Raw genomic sequence first — 16,211 nt, 5'->3', positions numbered from 1 at the left:
TGCGCCCCTCCGCGGCATGACCGCGCGCGAGGCGTCGCAATGAAGGCGAGCAAGACCAGCAAGGCCGCATCGGCGAGGATGCGCGGCAGGGACGGTTGTCCGCGACGCGCGCGGTGTCGTGCGCAAGCGGAATGGGCGCGGTGTCGCCTGGCGAATCTGCCTATCCTTGATGAACATCGTTGCCCACCGTTGCGGCGTGATGGCGCGCGCACAGACGGCATCCGCCTGAACCGCTATAACCGCTCGCACATCGTTGCGAAGGACGAGTCATGATCAAGCAAGGCGATACGCTGCCGGACGCGACCCTCTTCGAGTTCGTCGAAGACGAGCGCGAGGGCTGCACACTGGGCCCCAACAGCTTCGAAGCACGTAAGGAAGCCGCGGGTAAGCGCGTGGTGATCTTTGGATTGCCGGGTGCGTTCACGCCCACGTGCTCCGCAAAGCATGTGCCGGGCTACATCGAACATGCCGACGCATTGCGCGCGGCCGGTGTCGACGAAGTCTGGTGTGTGTCCGTCAACGACGCGTTCGTGATGGGCGCGTGGGGCCGCGATCAGGGTACCTCGGGCAAGGTACGCATGATGGCCGACGGCAGCGCTGCATTGACTCGCGCACTCGGGCTGGAGCAGGATTTGTCGGCGCGCGGCATGGGAATCCGTTCCCTGCGCTACGCGATGGTGCTCGACGACGGCGTGGTCAAGACGCTGCACGTCGAAGCACCCGGCAAATTCGAAGTGAGCGATGCCGCGAGCATACTTGCCTCGTTGACCGGCGCATGAGCGCGCCCGGACGCTGCGTTGCCGCACGACGTTGTCGTTAAGCAACGCGCATTCGCGGCGCAAATGTGACAGGCAATTACGCGAGTTCCGCGGGCCGATGTCCGGAAACGCCTCCGTTTCGGGCGTCGGCCCGTCCTCCATTCCCGTTTGATGTGCGCCGGGAAACAGTTTGTCACGCCCAGGAGGACGACGGACTTGCTGCAACTGGAGTATACTTCGCCCTATGAATTAAAAAGTCCCGATTGGGATTTTCAATGAGTAGAAAATTATGTTGAAGCAGCGAACCATCAAATCGATCGTGAAGACAGTCGGCATCGGCCTGCATTCCGGCCGTAAAGTCGACCTCACGCTCCGTCCGGCGGCGCCGAACACGGGCATCGTGTTCTCGCGCGTGGATTTGCCGACGCCGGTGGACATTCCTGCCTCGGCCATGGCGATTGGCGACACCCGCCTCGCGTCCGTGCTGCAGAAGGACGGCGCGCGCGTCTCGACGGTCGAGCATCTGATGTCCGCCTGCGCGGGCCTCGGTATCGATAACCTTTATGTCGATGTCACCGCCGAAGAAATTCCGATCATGGACGGCAGCGCCTCGTCGTTCGTGTTCCTGATCCAGTCGGCGGGTATCGAAGAACAGAACGCGCCCAAGAAGTTCATCAAGGTGACGAAGCCGGTCGAGATTCGCGACGGCGACAAGTTCGCGCGTCTCGAGCCGTATTTCGGCTTCAAGCTCAAGTTCACCATCGACTTCCGTCATCCGGCCGTGGATAAAACCGGCCAGGCGCTCGAAGTGGATTTCGCCAACACGTCGTACGTGCGGGAAATCGCCCGTGCGCGCACCTTCGGCTTCGCGCATGAAGTCGAGATGATGCGCGAACTGGGTCTGGCGCGCGGCGGCAGCATGGACAATGCGATCGTGCTCGACGAGTACCGCATCCTCAACAACGACGGACTGCGTTACGACGACGAGTTCGTGAAGCACAAGATGCTCGACGCGATCGGCGATCTCTATGTGATCGGCCATCCGCTGCTGGCGTCGTACGACGCCTACAAGTCGGGCCACGGTCTGAACAACGCGCTGCTGCGCGAATTGCTCGCGCACGAGGACGCCTACGAGATCGTCACGTTCGACGACACGCAGAAGGCGCCGCGCGGTTTTGGCTACGAAGCGCAAACGGCGTTTGCCTGACCGGCCGAAGCCAACCACGCAAAAAGGGCGACACATGTCGCCCTTTTTCTTTTGGTGCCGTCGCGAACGCTAGTGCGGGACGCGATTTAGCGCCGATTTAGCGTTTCGTATGACGCGCCGCCATCTTCGCGAGCGCGGCCTGCAACGGCGAAGGTTCCAGATGCTCGCTGAGCGCTTGCAGCGCCGCGGCGCCCACCGGCGTCATGCGCGCCTGTTTGGGCGGCACGGGATCTTTGACGGCCTGCGGGCGTACGCGAATGCGCACGCCGTCGAGCGCCCAGCCGCGCGCCTGCAGATCGGCCACGAGGCGCGGCTCGAGGTGCCGCAAGCGCGCCGCAAGTGCGTTGTGCGCGGCGAACAGCGCTAGTTTGCCGTCTTTGATGAAGCCTGGTTCGATGCTGGCCGCGAGATAGTCGGGCAGGAGCGCGTCCAGGTCGCGCCGTATCGCCGACATCTGCTCGACACCCGCGCGCAGCGGCGCGAACGCGTCCGTGCGGCTCAGGACTTCGGTGAGCAGCTGCGGTGCGCGCGACCTTGAAAACGGCGAGAAACGGCTCATGTTCCGGAGGGATGCGTAAGTACAGGCGACGCCCGCGGTTCAGGCATGGCGGGGCGAAGGGTGCTGTCATTGTAGCTTGCGCATCGGGTAAGAACGCGCCTTTTGGCCGTTCGGCCAGGGTCGCGGGCACTCCACACGCGACCCATTGCCGCATGGCGGGAAGGCGTCCGCGCGGGCATCCGGCACGCAATCCACGTCTCGCGGGGCGACTTCCCGCTGACACAGGCGACGGAGAGGGCGCGTGCTAAAATGCCTGATTCGAATCCACTATTTTGGGCTAAAGCTGCCGAGGTTCTTCCGATCCGGGTGCGCGGCGCAGCGTTGTTGTGTCCAGCACCCAGCGCGCGCAGGAATCCCGGCCGAAGCCGCGACGCAGACACCGATCCGATGACCACCGGTTTCTTACAGAAAATCTTTGGCAGCCGCAATCAGCGCCTGATCAAGCAATATCAGAAGACGGTCGCGGCGATCAACGCGCTCGAACCGAAAATCGAGCAGTACACCGACGAGCAACTGCGCGCGAAAACGGTCGAGTTCCGCGAGCGCGTGGCCAACGGCACCTCGCTCGACGAACTGCTGCCCGAAGCGTTCGCGGTCTGCCGCGAAGCGAGCAAGCGCGTGCTGAAGATGCGCCACTTCGACGTGCAGCTGATCGGCGGCATGGTGCTCCATTACGGCAAGATCGCCGAAATGCGCACCGGTGAAGGCAAGACGCTCGTCGCGACGCTGCCCGTGTACCTCAACGCCCTTTCGGGGCGCGGCGTGCACGTGGTCACGGTGAACGACTACCTCGCCCAGCGCGACGCCGAATGGATGGCGCGCCTCTACAACTTCCTCGGTCTCTCCGTCGGCATCAATCTGTCGCAGATGGACCACGCCATGAAGCAGGAAGCCTACGGCGCGGACATCACCTACGGCACGAACAACGAGTTCGGCTTCGACTACCTGCGCGACAACATGGTCTACGAGACCGAGGCGCGCGTGCAGCGTGCGCTGAACTTCGCCGTGGTCGACGAAGTGGACTCGATCCTGATCGACGAAGCGCGTACGCCGCTCATCATTTCCGGCCAGGCCGAAGACCACACCGAACTCTACGTGCGCATGAACGCGCTGCCGCCGCTGCTCGAACGCCAGATCGGCGAAGAGAAGGCCGACGGCACGGGCGTCGAAAAGCCGGGCGACTACACGCTCGACGAAAAGGCGCGCCAGGTGTTCCTCACGGAGTCGGGTCACGAGAAGGCCGAGCGTCTGCTTGCCGAGTGGGGCCTGATCGGCGAGGGCGAAAGCCTCTACGCGCCGCAGAACATCACGCTGATGCACCACGTGTACGCCGCCTTGCGCGCGCACACGCTGTTCTTCAAGGATCAGCACTACGTGGTGCAGAACGGCGAAGTCGTCATCGTCGACGAATTCACGGGTCGTCTGATGGCGGGCCGCCGCTGGTCCGACGGTCTGCATCAGGCCGTGGAAGCGAAGGAACACGTCAAGATCCAGAGCGAAAACCAGACGCTCGCTTCGATCACGTTCCAGAATTACTTCCGCATGTACGCGAAGCTGTCGGGCATGACTGGCACGGCGGACACCGAAGCGTACGAATTCAACGAGATCTACGGTCTCGAAACGGTCGTGATCCCGACCAATCGCGTGCCCAAGCGCATCGACAAACAGGATCAGATCTACAAGACCGCGAAGGAGCGTTACGACGCGGTGATCCGCGACATTCGCGACTGCCACGAGCGCGGTCAGCCGGTGCTGGTCGGCACCACGTCGATCGAAAACTCGGAACTGCTCTCGCATCTGCTCACGAAGGCGGGTCTGCCGCACGACGTGCTCAACGCCAAGCAGCACGGCCGCGAAGCCGCCATCGTCGCGGAAGCCGGCCGGCCCAGGCGCATCACGATCGCCACCAACATGGCGGGCCGCGGCACCGACATCGTGCTGGGCGGCAACGTGGAGAAGCAGGCGTCCTTCATCGAGGCCGACGAAGCGATTCCCGCCGACGAAAAGGCGCGCCGCATCCAGCAGCTCAGCGACGAATGGCAAACGCTGCACGATCAGGTGAAGGCCGCGGGCGGCCTGCATATTATCGGCACCGAGCGCCACGAATCGCGCCGTATCGACAACCAGCTGCGCGGCCGTGCCGGCCGTCAGGGCGATCCGGGTTCGTCGCGCTTCTATCTCTCGCTCGAAGATCCGCTGCTGCGCATTTTCGCGGGCGACCGCGTGCGCGCCATCATGGACCGCCTGAAGATGCCGGAAGGCGAGCCGATCGAAGCGGGCATCGTCACGCGCTCGATCGAGTCGGCGCAGCGCAAGGTGGAAGCGCGCAACTTCGACATCCGCAAGCAGCTGCTCGAATACGACGACGTCTCGAACGACCAGCGCAAGGTGATCTACCAGCAGCGTAACGAGCTGCTCGAAGCGCACGACATCACCGAAACGATCGGCGCGATGCGTCAGGGCGTGATCACGGAAATCGTGCAGCAGTACGTGCCGGCGGGCAGCATCGAAGAGCAGTGGGACGTGCCCGAGCTCGAAGAAGCGCTGCGCAACGACTGGCAGCTCGACCTCGCGATCCAGGAAATGATCAACGAGTCGTCGCAGATCGACGCGCAGGAGATTCTGGAAGCCGTGCTCGCCGCCGCCGACGAAGCCTACGAGCAGAAGGTTGCGCAGGTGGGCCGCGAGTCGTTCAGCGGGTTCGAGCGCTCGGTCATGCTGCAGACGCTCGACCGTAGCTGGCGCGAGCATCTGGCGGCGCTCGACCATCTGCGTCAGGGTATCCATCTGCGCGGCTATGCGCAGAAGAACCCGAAGCAGGAATACAAGCGCGAGGCGTTCGAACTGTTCGCCGCGATGCTCGACGGCGTGAAGATGGAAGTCACGCGCATCGTCATGAACGTGCGCATCCAGTCGCCGGAACAGCTCGAACAAGCGGCCGAACAGATGGACGAGCAAGGCGGCCATCTGGAGAACGTCGAGTTCCGTCATGCCGAATTCGCCGAAGCGGCGCCCGCGGCCGCGGCAGTCGCGCCGGTCGCCGCCGACGCCACGGCGGCCATGGTCGGCGCGGCCATGAGCCAGGCGCCGGTGGGCGGCGACGACCTGCCGAAGGTCGGCCGCAACGACCCGTGCCCGTGCGGCAGCGGCAAGAAGTACAAGCAGTGCCACGGCAAGATCGCGTGATCCGCGAGATTCGCCTGCTCGTTTGACGGGCGGCGCGGGCTGACTGGCCACGCCGCCTGAAATACGTTTGCCACTCAAGCAGCGTAGATCCGTAGATTCCGGTGGCCCGCTCCTCGCGGCGGGCCTTGCGTTTTGAATCCCGATGCCGGTGAGGCCTGAGCGCCTCAGCCGGCATCGCCTTTTCGACAGGTCGCCACCATGGCTGTCAATTTCCCCTCGATCGATCCCGCACAACTCCATCCGGTCGCCGGCGTGACGCTCGGCTGGGCCGAGGCCAATATCCGCAAGCCGAACCGCAAGGACGTGCTCGTGATTTCCGTCGACGAAGGCGCGAGCGTCGCGGGCGTGTTCACGCTCAACCGCTTTTGCGCCGCGCCGGTCACGGTTTGCCGCGAACATCTCGCGGCGGTGCGCGCGGGCGGCAAGGCCATTCGCGCGCTCGTGGTGAACACGGGCAACGCGAACGCGGGCACGGGCGAGCCGGGTCTCGCGAATGCGCGCGCCACCTGCGACGAACTCGCTCGCCTGCTGAACCTCGAACCCGCGCAAGTGCTGCCGTTCTCGACGGGCGTGATTCTCGAACCGCTGCCGGTGGACCGCCTGAAGGCCGGCCTGCCCGCCGCGCTCGAGAATCGCAAGGCCGCCAACTGGTACGACGCGGCGCAAGCCATCATGACGACGGACACGCTGCCGAAGGCCGTGTCGCGTCAGGTCGAGATCGACGGCCATACGATCACGTTCACGGGCATCAGCAAGGGTGCGGGCATGATCAAGCCGAACATGGCGACGATGCTCGGCTTCCTCGCCTTCGACGCGAACGTGGCGCAACCGGTCCTCGACGAACTCGTGAAGTACGTGGCGGACCGCTCGTTCAACTGCGTGACGATCGACGGCGATACCTCGACCAACGACTCGTTCATGCTGATCGCCTCGGGCAAGTCGAGCCTGCCCGCGATCACGTCGACGGACTCGCCCGCCTATGCGGCGCTGCGCGACGCGCTCACGGCCGTGTCGCAGGAGCTTTCGCAACTGATCGTGCGTGACGGCGAAGGCGCGACCAAGTTCATGACCGTGCAGGTGGAAGGCGGCAAGGACGTGGCCGAGTGCCGCCAGATCGCCTACGCGATCGGCCATTCGCCGCTCGTGAAGACCGCGTTCTACGCCTCGGACCCCAACCTCGGCCGCATCCTGGCCGCTATCGGCTATGCGGGCGTGACGGATCTCGACACCGACAAGATCGACCTCTATCTCGACGACGTGCTCGTCGCGAAGGCGGGCGGCCGCAATCCCGACTACCGCGAGGAAGACGGCCAGCGCGTCATGAAGCAGAGCGAGATCACCATTCGCGTGCTGCTCGGCCGCGGCGACGCGCAGGCGACCGTCTGGACCTGCGATCTCTCGCACGACTACGTGAGCATCAACGCCGATTACCGTTCGTAAATCCGGCTCGTCAATTTCGCAGCTCGTAACTTCATCGACATGGATAAGCTCGAACAGTTTTTGACCCGCGCCGAAGCGTTGCTCGGCCGCCTCGAAGCCGTGTTGCCGCCGGCCGCGCCCGACGTCGACTGGAATGCGGCGGTGGCGTTCCGCTGGCGCAAGCGCCAGGGGCGCGGTTATCTGCAGCCGGTACCGGCGATCTCCGACATTTCGCTCGACGACCTGCAGAACATCGATCGCCAGAAGGATCTGATCGACCGCAACACGCGTCAATTCGTGCACGGCAAGCCCGCCAACAACGTGCTGCTCACGGGCGCGCGCGGCACGGGCAAGTCGTCGCTGATCAAGGCGTGCCTGAACGCGTATTCGAAAGACGGCCTGCGCCTGATCGAAGTCGACAAGGACGATCTGCACGATCTCGGCGACATCGTCGATCTGATCTCCACGCGCCCCGAGCGCTTCGTGGTGTTCTGCGACGACCTCTCGTTCGAAGACGGCGAGTCGGGCTACAAGGCGCTCAAGGTGGCGCTCGACGGCTCGGTGGCCGCGCAATCGGACAACGTGCTGATCTACGCGACCTCGAACCGCCGCCATCTGCTGCCCGAGTACATGAGCGACAACGAGTCGTACAAGCACACGTCCGACGGCGAGATTCATCCGGGCGAAGTGGTCGAAGAGAAGATTTCGCTCTCCGAACGTTTCGGCCTGTGGGTGAGCTTCTACCCGTTCAAGCAGGACGATTACCTGACGATCGTCGGCCACTGGCTGCGGCACTTCGGCGTGAGCGATGCCGAAGTCGAAGCGGCGCGCGGCGACGCGCTCGTCTGGGCGCTGGAGCGCGGTTCGCGTTCGGGCCGCGTGGCGTGGCAGTTCGCACGCGACTGGTCGGGCAAGAAAGCGCAAGAGGCGTGAGCGGCATGAGCGATCAAGCCAACGCCAATGCCAGCGCGAACGCGGGCGCGCGCCCGGTCACGGAAGTCGCGGTGGGCGTGCTCGTCCAGCCCGACGGCCGCTATCTGCTCGCGCAGCGCCCCGAAGGCAAGCCCTACGCGGGCTACTGGGAATTCCCCGGCGGCAAGCTGGAGCAGGGCGAGACGGTCGAGGCCGCGCTCGCGCGCGAGTTGCACGAGGAACTGGGTGTCGACGTGACGGCGTGCCATCGCTGGCACACGCTGGAGCACGATTACCCGCATGCGTACGTGCGTCTTTACTTCTGCAAGGTCACGCAATGGACGGGCGAGCCGCATGGCCGCGAGGGCCAGGCGTTTGTCTGGCAATCGCTGCCGGCGACGGTCGAGCCCCTGCTGCCCGCGACGATTCCCGTGCTGGAGTGGCTCGCCGCTGAATGAGGCGCCACGCTTTGCGTCCATGAGACGATGAAGCGAAAGGCGAGCCGATTAGTGATCTCGCCATGAAACGAAAAGGCCGCTGTGCATCATGCAGAGCGGCCTTTTTCATGGGTGATTCGGTACGACGCGGAGCGTTACTGGCGCGTTTCGCCGGGCGCGTCTTCGGGCGGCGATTCTTCATCGTTGCCGCCAATGCGATATTTCTCGGCAGCCCATGCGCCCAGATCGAGTTGCTTGCAGCGTTCCGAGCAGAAAGGGCGGAAGCGGTTTTCCGGCACCCAACGGACATCTTTGCCGCAGGACGGACATTTGACGACTGAGATCATGCGAAACGGACTTGGGTCGATGCGGTTGAAACGCGGTTGAAGATTACAGGCTGCACAGCGTGAGCTGGAACGGCACGTCCTGATCGACGGCGCGCGGACGCAGATCGCCGTCCTGCACCGTGAAGCGCACCCACAGCATGTACTTGTTGGCGCTCGCCTCGGGAATCACGCGCAAGTCCGGTGCCACGCGCACCTGCATCAGTTGATACGCGCGACCCGAGAGCATTTGCTGATAGCTGCCCTGCATGGCCATGACCTTCGAAGCTTGACCCGATTCGCGTGCCAGCCGCAGCACGATGGCGGCTGCGTCGCGCAACGGCAGCAGCGGCGTGACCCACTTCGCGATGTCCTGGCGGCGTTGATCGGCATGCAACTGCTGCCACGCGTAGTACGACGGCAGGTCGAACTTGCAGGTGCCGCCCGGAATGATGGCGCGGCTGCGTATGCTCGTGAGCCATTCGTTGTCCATCAGATGCTGGCCGGTTTTGCCTTGCATCTGCGTAAGACCGGCGAGCGTCTGCTCGATTTCGCCGAGCACCGCTTCGAGCGCGTTCTGCTCGATGCCGGGATTGCCGCGGAACGGTGCGAGCGTCTGGCGTTGCCGTTCGAGTTCCTTCATGAGGTCCGACTTGAGGTCGGCGCGGCCCGCGACTTCCGCGATTTCGAAGAGCGTCGTGAGCGCGACGTGATGTTCCCTCGGATCTTCCTGGGTCAGGAAGAACGTAAAGCGCTCGAACAGGTCTTCGAGGCGCAGCAGCGTCCGGATTCGCTCGTTGAAGGGATACTCGTAAAGAATCAAGCGCGCTCGCCTCGGGCGTGGTCGGTGAAGGATTGCAATTGCAGCACATTCTAATGCCGTGAGACTACGGTCGCAATCGCGCGGGCAGCGTGTTTCGCCGCGTTTTGCCACGTCTCGCCGCGGGTTCTCGCGCGTGTTTGCGCTTTTACGCGCATTTTCGATATGTCCCGCGTTTCGCCTGCGCTTCGCGCTTGCGAGGTCATTCGACTCTCATGCGCGCCAAGGGTTCGCGTTTGCGCTCACGATATTTCGTGGGCGCCGCACCGATGTTCGCGAATCGCTTGGGGTTGGCGTGTGAATCGTGGTGATCATGCGCGCGCGTGCGCGAGTCTCAGATACTTCTGATGCAGCGCCTCGACTTCCTGTTCGAGCGATTCGAGCGTGGCGCCGTCGTTGGCCACGATGTCGTCGGCGGCGGCGAGGCGCGCTTCGCGTGTGGCCTGCCGCGCGATGATGGCGAGCACTTGCTCACGCGTAAAGCCATTGCGGCGCATCACCCGCGCGATTTGCGTTTCGACGCTGCAATCGACGGTGAGCACGCGCTCGACGCGCGTTTTCCACGTGCCCGATTCCACGAGCAGGGGCACGACCGCCATGACGTACGCGCCGCGCGCTTCGCGCATTTCGCGCTCGGTTTCCGAACGTATGAGCGGATGCGTGATCGCTTCGAGGCGCTTGCGCGCGGCCTCGTCGCCGAACACGAGGGTGCGCATGCGAGTGCGATCCATCGAGCCGTCCGCTGCAACAAATTCGGGGCCGAATTGTGCGGATATTGCCGCCATCGCCACGCCGTTCGGCGCGGTGACGCGATGCGCGATGAGGTCCGTGTCGACGAGCGTGACGCCGCGCGCCGCGAATAAATCGGCGACCGTCGATTTGCCGCTACCGATGCCGCCCGTGAGACCAACCGCGAACATGAATCAACTCCCCCACGCAAAAGCGCCATATAGCGGCGTGCCCGCAAACAAGGTGACGAGCGCGCCCACCGCGAGATACGGACCGAACGGCAACGGCTCTTCGAAACGCATGCGTCCGCTCAAGGTGGCCGCGACACCGACGATCGCGCCCGCGACGGCGGCGATCACGACGATCTGCGGCAACGCGCTCCAGCCGAGCCACGCGCCGAGCGCGGCCAGCAGCTTGAAGTCGCCGTGCCCCATGCCTTCGATACCGCGCAGCAACCGGAACAGCCAGTACACGCACCAGAGCGCGAGATAACCGGCAATCGCGCCGATCACGGCTTCGTGCAGGCCCGTGAACGTGCCGGCGAAATTGACGATGAGACCGGCCCAGAGCAGCGGTTGCGTCAGCTCGTCGTAGAGCATTTGATGTTCGAGATCGATGGCGCTCGCGGCGATCAGCACGGCGCACAGCGCGAACGCGGCGACGGCCTTGCCCGACGGGCCGAACGCGATGAGCGCGGCGGCCGCGCACGCTGCGCCCAGCAGTTCGATGAGCGGATAACGCACGCTCACGCGCGCGTGGCATTGCGAGCAGCGCCCGCGCAACGCGAGCCAGCTGAACACGGGGATGTTTTCCCACGCGCGCAGCACGTGGCCGCAATGCGGACAGGCGCTGCGCGGCAGCGAGAGGTTGTAGCGCGCGGGCAGGCCGTCGTTTTCGAACAGCGGGCCGGGGGTGCCGAGCGTTTCGGCGACGTCGGCGCGCCACGCGCGTTCGAGCATGATCGGCAGACGATGCACGACCACATTGAGGAAGCTGCCGATCACGAGCCCGATCACGATGGCGAAGCCCATCAGCACGCCGAATGGCAACGTGCCGAGCACGGCGGCGAAAGTAGGGCTGGCTTCGGAAGCGGACAGGATGGGAACGGGCATGAAGCGGTACGGGAAGCGGAACAAGAAGCGGAACCGGAATCTGGCAGCGATGCTACACCACGTTGCCCAGTTGAATGATGGGAAGATACATCGCCACCACGAGGCCACCGACCAGCGCGCCCAGCACCACGATTACGAGCGGCTCGCAGAGGCTGGAGACGAGCGCGATCTTTTCGTCCACCTGACGATCGGCGAGCGCGGCCACGTCGAGCAGCATGGCGTCGAGCGCGCCCGATTCCTCGGCCACGGCCACGGGCTGAATCACGTCGGCGGGAAAGCAGCCCGCGGCGCGCATCGCGGCGGCGAGGCGCTCGCCGTGCCGCAGACGCGCGCTGATGCCTGCGCTCGCGCGATCGAAGAACGCATTGCCGCTGGCGTGTGCGAGCGAGTCGAAGGCGTCGGCGAGCGGTGTGCCGGCGGCGAGCAGCGTGCCGAGCGCGCGGCTCCAGCGCGCCGCGCACAACGTGACGAGCAACGGCCCGCAGAGCGGCAGCTTGAGCAGCGTGCGGCCGAACGCGAGACGCGCCGCTTCCGAGCGGCGCAAACCCTGATTCAAGGCGACCACGGCCGCCACGACGACGAGCGCCGTTGGCACGCTCCAGCGCGCCGCACCCGCCGAGAGCATCAGCACGAATTGTGTGGGCGCGGGCAACGCGGCGCCGAAGCCGTCGAAGATCTGCTTGAAGGTCGGCACCACCCAGACGAGCAACGCCGTGGTGATGGCGAGCGCGAGCAGCAGCACCGCTACCGGATACGTGAGTGCGGCGCGCACTTTCGCGCGCTGCGCGGCGGCGCGTTCGCGGTCGTCGGCGAGACGCGCGAGCACGGTGGCGAGCGCGCCCGAGGCTTCGCCCACCGCGACGAGCTGGCAGTACAGCGTGGCGAAGCGCGCGGGGTGGCGCGCGAGCGCGGCGGCGAACGGCAGGCCCGTGGCGATGTCGCGCGCCAGCGCGGCGGCGATGCGCGGCATGCCGTGCGGCCCCGGCGACTGTGCGAGCAGATCGAGCGCGTTCGCGAGCGGCAGGCCCGCGCGCAGCAGACTCGCGAGTTGGCGCGTGAAGCGCGTGACGTCGGCGTGACTGGCCTTGGGCGCGGGCGCGCTCGCGCGCCGCTCGATCGCGAGCACGGTAATGCGTTCGCGCTTGAGCGCGACGCGCACGGCGGCCGCGTCGAGCGCGATCACCGTGCCGCGTTTGAGCGCGCCCGTGGCATCGAGTCCGCGCCACGCGAAGCGCCAGTCGGCATGCGCGCGATTCGTATTGGCCACGGCGGCGTTCATGCGGCCTCCGTGGCGGCGAGCGCTTCCGCGAGACTCGTCGTGCCGTCTCGCACCCGGGCGAGCGCGGCCGCGCGCAAGCTGGCCACGCCGCTTGCGCGGGCTTCGCGCGCGATCTCGTGGGCACCGCGCCCCGCGACGATCAGATCGCGCATGGCGGTTGAAATCGGCATGACTTCGTGAATGCCAATGCGCCCGCGATAGCCGATGCCATGACACGCCTCGCAACCGCGCGCGACATACAGCGGCGCGGCATCTGCGTCGATGCAACCGGCGGCGCGCAAGGCCGCCGGCGAGTCGTCGCCCGGCGCGCGGCACTGCATGCACAGGCGCCGCACGAGACGCTGCGCCGTGACGAGCCGCAGCGCGCCCGCGAGGTTGTACGGTTCGACACCGATGTCGATGAGACGCGCGCACGCGGCGCTCGCGTCGTTGGTGTGCACGGTCGAGAGCACGAGGTGGCCGGTTTGCGCGGCTTTCACGGCGACGCTGGCGGTTTCCTCGTCGCGGATCTCGCCGATCATGATGACGTCCGGGTCCTGGCGGAGCAGCGCGCGTAGCGCGACCGCGAAGGTGAGGCCGGCCTTCTCGCGCACGTTGACCTGATTGATGCCCGCGAGCTGGATCTCGGCGGGGTCTTCGACCGAGCAAAGATTGCGGGCGGTGCCGTTGAGCATTTGCAGGAAGCAGTACAGCGAGAGCGTTTTACCGCTGCCGGTGGGGCCGGTCACGAGCACGAGCCCGTGCGGCGCGCCGATCGCGGCGGCCACCGCCTGGCGCTGCGCGGGGTTCAGGCCGAGCGCGTCGAGCGTGAGGTTGGCGGGAAGCGCTTCGAGCCGGCGCAGCACGAGCTTTTCGCCGTGCAGCGTGGGCAGCGAATTCACGCGATAGTCCTCGGCGGCTTGCGACGGCGCGCCGGACGCGAGGCGCAGGCGCCCGTCTTGCGGAATGCGCCGCTCGGCGATGTCCATGCGCGCGAGCACCTTGATGCGCGTGACGAACGCGTCGCGCAAATGCGCGGGCGGCCGCGCCATTTCGTGCAGCACGCCGTCGATACGCAGACGCACGCGCCAGCCGTGCTCCATGGGCTCGACATGCAGGTCGGACGCGTTGCGGCGCGCGGCTTCGCCCAGCGTGTGAGTGAGCAGCCGAACCGCGGGCGCGTCGTCGAGCGACGCCGGGGATGACGCGAGCGCGCCGCTTTCGGCGTTGCCGGCGAAAGGGGCCGCCCGGGTGGCGTGTGCGGTTTGATCAGGAGTGGAAAACATCGCATGCCGGCGCGAAGCCGCCTTTATCGGGTGACGGCTTCATCTTCGGCCGCGGCGCGTGCTCGCACCACCTGGCCGAACGGCTAACGTCAGTGTCCGGGCAGCAGCTTTTTGGCTTTTTGCAGCGTGCCCTCGCGCGCCTTCGCGCCGGGCCGGAAGAGCTTGACGGTGCGCACGGCCTGATCGTCGCTGCGCAGCACTTCGAGTTTGACGTCGTTGATCTGCAGGCACACGTCGCCTTCGGGAATCTCTTCGAGCGTTTCGAGGATCAGGCCGTTGAGCGTTTTCGGGCCGTCGGTGGGCAGCTTGATGTGCAGCCAGCGATTGAGTTCGCGCAGCGGCATGCTGCCCGGCACGATGCACTCGCCCTGTTCGTTCCAGCCGCCGCGCCCCGTACCGCTGCGCGGCATCGACGTGGTGAATTCGCCGATCAGTTCCTCGATGATGTCCTCGGGCGTGACGAGGCCTTCCATTTCGCCGTATTCGTTGACGACCAGCGCGATGCGATGACGGCTTTCCTGGAAGTACTGAAGCTGCTGGAACACCGGCGTGCCCGTGGGTACGAAATACGGTTCGGTGAGCAGTTCGCGCAGCGTCTCGCGCTCGAAGTCCTGGTTATGCAGCCCGGCCAGCGTCTTGCGCACGTGCAGCACGCCGAGCACGCGGTCGATGTCGCCCTGGTAGACGATCAGCTTGTTGTGATAGCAGGTTTCGAGCTGATGCAGGATGTCTTCGAGCGGCGCGTCGTAATCGAGCGCCTCGATGCGCCGGCGCGGAATCATCACATCGTCGACGGTGATGTTTTCGAGATCGAACAGGTTGAGCAGAATGCTGCGGTGTTTGGTCGGCATGAAACTGCCCGACTCGAGCACGATACTGCGCAGTTCTTCGGTGGAGATGCGTTGATCGTTCGCCTTGCTCGTGTTGATGTGCAGCACGCGCAGGATGGCATTGGCGAAGCCGTTCACGAACCAGATGATGGGCTTCGTCACGCGCATGAGCGGCGCGATCAGCAGGCTGGCGGGCAGGGCGATCTTTTCGGGAAAGGTCGCGCCGACGATCTTCGGCGTGATTTCCGCGAACACGATGATGAGAAACGCCACGATGCCGGTCGCCACCGAGAGCACGAGATTGTCGTGGCCGAAGGTGCGCAGCGCGATCGAGGTGGTGAGCACCGGGATGATCGTGTTGAACAGATTGTTGCCGATCAGGATCACGGAGAGCAGCAGGTCGGTGCGACCGAGCAGGCCCTGGGTGGTTTTCGCGCCGAGCGCGCCCTGGTTGGCGAGGTGTTTGAGCCGATGGCGGTTAAGCGCCATCATCGCCGTTTCGGAGATCGAGAAGAAGCTGGAGCAGATGAGCAGGACGAAGACGGCGCCAATCTGCGCCCATAAGGGAAGGTGGTCCACGCGTCGAGAGGAGTGAGGGGGCGGATGGAAAGACTATAGCAGAGGGGTCGGGCGCGCCCGAGGCGGCTGGCCCGGTGTTGGCCGGGTGTTGGCCGGACGGATAAGGCCATGCCGGCGCGGCGCCGGTCTTCTCGATGGCGCGCGGTGATTCGCATTGATCCGCAGTGCGCTGACGGCATCGGCGATAAAAACCGCGGACGAAAAAAAGCCGCGCAATGCTGCGCGGCTTTTTCGAAATTCTGGTCGGGGTGAGAGGATTCGAACCTCCGGCCTCTACGTCCCGAACGCCATTTCGAGCTTAAACGCGGTGCCCCAGTTGAGGGATGTTTAATTATAAATCAATGACTTACGAATTGCAAGGAACAGGCTGCCGTTCCCGAACTCGGTGGCAAGTTCGAAAAACTGCCACTAATCTGCCAACGATTTTTGCACTCTGCGAACCATCTTGGGCTGCCACCCGTTTGCCATCGTCAGATTTATTTACGCCTCACTCCCGCAATGATGTGACGGTCTCGCGTCAACCGGTGCGCCGACGGCCCGGCTTCGAATCAAGCCGCCGTGTCTATGGTGGCGTTTTCGCATAAGGACGTCCCGTCAATGGTGGCGCTTTCGCATTAGACCGGCATGGCATTGGGTGGCGTGCACGGTTCGCAGGTTGGCTCCGGTCCAGCAATCCGCGAAGATGGTCAGACTCGCAACGGGGGCTTATGCGAAAGCGCCACCATACTCTTTCGCCCCATGCGAAACCGCCAGTTATGCGGTTGCATACAAGGCAGCCGTCCGCATCGGTCATCGT

At 65.0% G+C, this 16,211-nt stretch carries 14 protein-coding genes; 6 read left to right on the top strand and 8 right to left on the bottom strand.

Features of this window, described 5'->3' with window-relative positions:
- Nucleotides 1-269 precede the first annotated feature (269 nt).
- A complete protein-coding gene (locus FAZ98_RS12090) occupies nt 270-779 on the top strand; it encodes a peroxiredoxin (RefSeq protein WP_158951435.1) in 510 nt (169 codons plus the stop codon).
- Between the two features lie 268 nt (nt 780-1,047).
- Nucleotides 1,048-1,965, top strand: a complete 918-nt coding sequence (gene lpxC / locus FAZ98_RS12085) for a UDP-3-O-acyl-N-acetylglucosamine deacetylase (protein WP_158951434.1) — start codon at nt 1,048-1,050, stop codon at nt 1,963-1,965.
- 97 nt (nt 1,966-2,062) lie between these two features.
- Here lpxC and FAZ98_RS12080 read toward each other — a convergent pair whose 3' ends face one another.
- Nucleotides 2,063-2,524 carry a DciA family protein gene (locus FAZ98_RS12080; protein ID WP_158951433.1) on the bottom strand — a complete coding sequence of 154 codons (462 nt, stop codon included), beginning with the start codon at nt 2,522-2,524 and terminating at the stop codon, nt 2,063-2,065.
- 387 nt (nt 2,525-2,911) lie between these two features.
- Between FAZ98_RS12080 and secA the strand changes: the two genes are divergently transcribed.
- The 4 genes from secA to FAZ98_RS12060 all read left to right on the top strand — a co-directional run bounded on the left by secA (nt 2,912) and on the right by FAZ98_RS12060 (nt 8,499).
- Nucleotides 2,912-5,710, top strand: coding sequence for a preprotein translocase subunit SecA (secA, locus tag FAZ98_RS12075; RefSeq protein WP_158951432.1), 2,799 nt, complete (start codon nt 2,912-2,914; stop codon nt 5,708-5,710).
- Between the two features lie 198 nt (nt 5,711-5,908).
- Nucleotides 5,909-7,150 carry a bifunctional glutamate N-acetyltransferase/amino-acid acetyltransferase ArgJ gene (gene argJ, locus FAZ98_RS12070; protein ID WP_158951431.1) on the top strand — a complete coding sequence of 414 codons (1,242 nt, stop codon included), beginning with the start codon at nt 5,909-5,911 and terminating at the stop codon, nt 7,148-7,150.
- A 39-nt stretch (nt 7,151-7,189) separates the two neighbouring features.
- A complete protein-coding gene (locus tag FAZ98_RS12065) occupies nt 7,190-8,062 on the top strand; it encodes an ATP-binding protein (protein ID WP_158951430.1) in 873 nt (290 codons plus the stop codon).
- Between the two features lie 5 nt (nt 8,063-8,067).
- Nucleotides 8,068-8,499, top strand: a complete 432-nt coding sequence (locus tag FAZ98_RS12060; RefSeq protein WP_158951429.1) for an NUDIX domain-containing protein — start codon at nt 8,068-8,070, stop codon at nt 8,497-8,499.
- Between the two features lie 134 nt (nt 8,500-8,633).
- Here FAZ98_RS12060 and FAZ98_RS12055 read toward each other — a convergent pair whose 3' ends face one another.
- The 7 genes from FAZ98_RS12055 to FAZ98_RS12025 form a co-directional block, all read right to left on the bottom strand.
- The gene (locus FAZ98_RS12055) at nt 8,634-8,825 is read right to left on the bottom strand and encodes a DNA gyrase inhibitor YacG (RefSeq protein WP_158951428.1); all 192 of its coding nucleotides are present in this window, start codon (nt 8,823-8,825) and stop codon (nt 8,634-8,636) included.
- A 43-nt stretch (nt 8,826-8,868) separates the two neighbouring features.
- A complete protein-coding gene (gene zapD / locus FAZ98_RS12050; RefSeq protein ID WP_158951427.1) occupies nt 8,869-9,624 on the bottom strand; it encodes a cell division protein ZapD in 756 nt (251 codons plus the stop codon).
- A gap of 308 nt (nt 9,625-9,932) precedes the next feature.
- Nucleotides 9,933-10,541 carry a dephospho-CoA kinase gene (gene coaE, locus FAZ98_RS12045; RefSeq protein ID WP_158951426.1) on the bottom strand — a complete coding sequence of 203 codons (609 nt, stop codon included), beginning with the start codon at nt 10,539-10,541 and terminating at the stop codon, nt 9,933-9,935.
- 3 nt (nt 10,542-10,544) lie between these two features.
- Nucleotides 10,545-11,462, bottom strand: coding sequence for a prepilin peptidase (locus tag FAZ98_RS12040; protein WP_158951425.1), 918 nt, complete (start codon nt 11,460-11,462; stop codon nt 10,545-10,547).
- Nucleotides 11,463-11,514: 52 nt separating this feature from the next.
- Nucleotides 11,515-12,741 carry a type II secretion system F family protein gene (locus FAZ98_RS12035; RefSeq protein ID WP_158951424.1) on the bottom strand — a complete coding sequence of 409 codons (1,227 nt, stop codon included), beginning with the start codon at nt 12,739-12,741 and terminating at the stop codon, nt 11,515-11,517.
- Nucleotides 12,738-14,006 carry a GspE/PulE family protein gene (locus FAZ98_RS12030; RefSeq protein WP_158951423.1) on the bottom strand — a complete coding sequence of 423 codons (1,269 nt, stop codon included), beginning with the start codon at nt 14,004-14,006 and terminating at the stop codon, nt 12,738-12,740. Before FAZ98_RS12030 ends, FAZ98_RS12035 begins: the two co-directional genes overlap by 4 nt.
- Before the next feature lie 89 nt (nt 14,007-14,095).
- On the bottom strand, nt 14,096-15,415 hold the full coding sequence (locus tag FAZ98_RS12025; protein ID WP_158951422.1) for an HlyC/CorC family transporter: 1,320 nt from the start codon (nt 15,413-15,415) through the stop codon (nt 14,096-14,098).
- Nucleotides 15,416-16,211: the final 796 nt, after the last annotated feature.

This window comes from Paraburkholderia acidisoli (assembly GCF_009789675.1).
Classification (GTDB): Bacteria; Pseudomonadota; Gammaproteobacteria; order Burkholderiales; family Burkholderiaceae; genus Paraburkholderia; species Paraburkholderia acidisoli.
The sequence above is the reverse complement of the archived record's forward strand: the minus strand, read 5'-3'. Positions and strand labels throughout refer to the sequence as shown.

What these genes read in the sequence shown, in the direction of transcription:
- FAZ98_RS12090 (WP_158951435.1), top strand. Translation starts at nt 270, where the DNA reads ATGATCAAGCAAGGCGATACGCTGCCGGACGCGACCCTCTTCGAGTTC.
- lpxC (WP_158951434.1), top strand. Translation starts at nt 1,048, where the DNA reads ATGTTGAAGCAGCGAACCATCAAATCGATCGTGAAGACAGTCGGCATC.
- FAZ98_RS12080 (WP_158951433.1), bottom strand. Translation starts at nt 2,524, where the DNA reads ATGAGCCGTTTCTCGCCGTTTTCAAGGTCGCGCGCACCGCAGCTGCTC.
- secA (WP_158951432.1), top strand. Translation starts at nt 2,912, where the DNA reads ATGACCACCGGTTTCTTACAGAAAATCTTTGGCAGCCGCAATCAGCGC.
- argJ (WP_158951431.1), top strand. Translation starts at nt 5,909, where the DNA reads ATGGCTGTCAATTTCCCCTCGATCGATCCCGCACAACTCCATCCGGTC.
- FAZ98_RS12065 (WP_158951430.1), top strand. Translation starts at nt 7,190, where the DNA reads ATGGATAAGCTCGAACAGTTTTTGACCCGCGCCGAAGCGTTGCTCGGC.
- FAZ98_RS12060 (WP_158951429.1), top strand. Translation starts at nt 8,068, where the DNA reads ATGAGCGATCAAGCCAACGCCAATGCCAGCGCGAACGCGGGCGCGCGC.
- FAZ98_RS12055 (WP_158951428.1), bottom strand. Translation starts at nt 8,825, where the DNA reads ATGATCTCAGTCGTCAAATGTCCGTCCTGCGGCAAAGATGTCCGTTGG.
- coaE (WP_158951426.1), bottom strand. Translation starts at nt 10,541, where the DNA reads ATGTTCGCGGTTGGTCTCACGGGCGGCATCGGTAGCGGCAAATCGACG.
- FAZ98_RS12040 (WP_158951425.1), bottom strand. Translation starts at nt 11,462, where the DNA reads ATGCCCGTTCCCATCCTGTCCGCTTCCGAAGCCAGCCCTACTTTCGCC.
- FAZ98_RS12035 (WP_158951424.1), bottom strand. Translation starts at nt 12,741, where the DNA reads ATGAACGCCGCCGTGGCCAATACGAATCGCGCGCATGCCGACTGGCGC.
- FAZ98_RS12030 (WP_158951423.1), bottom strand. Translation starts at nt 14,006, where the DNA reads ATGTTTTCCACTCCTGATCAAACCGCACACGCCACCCGGGCGGCCCCT.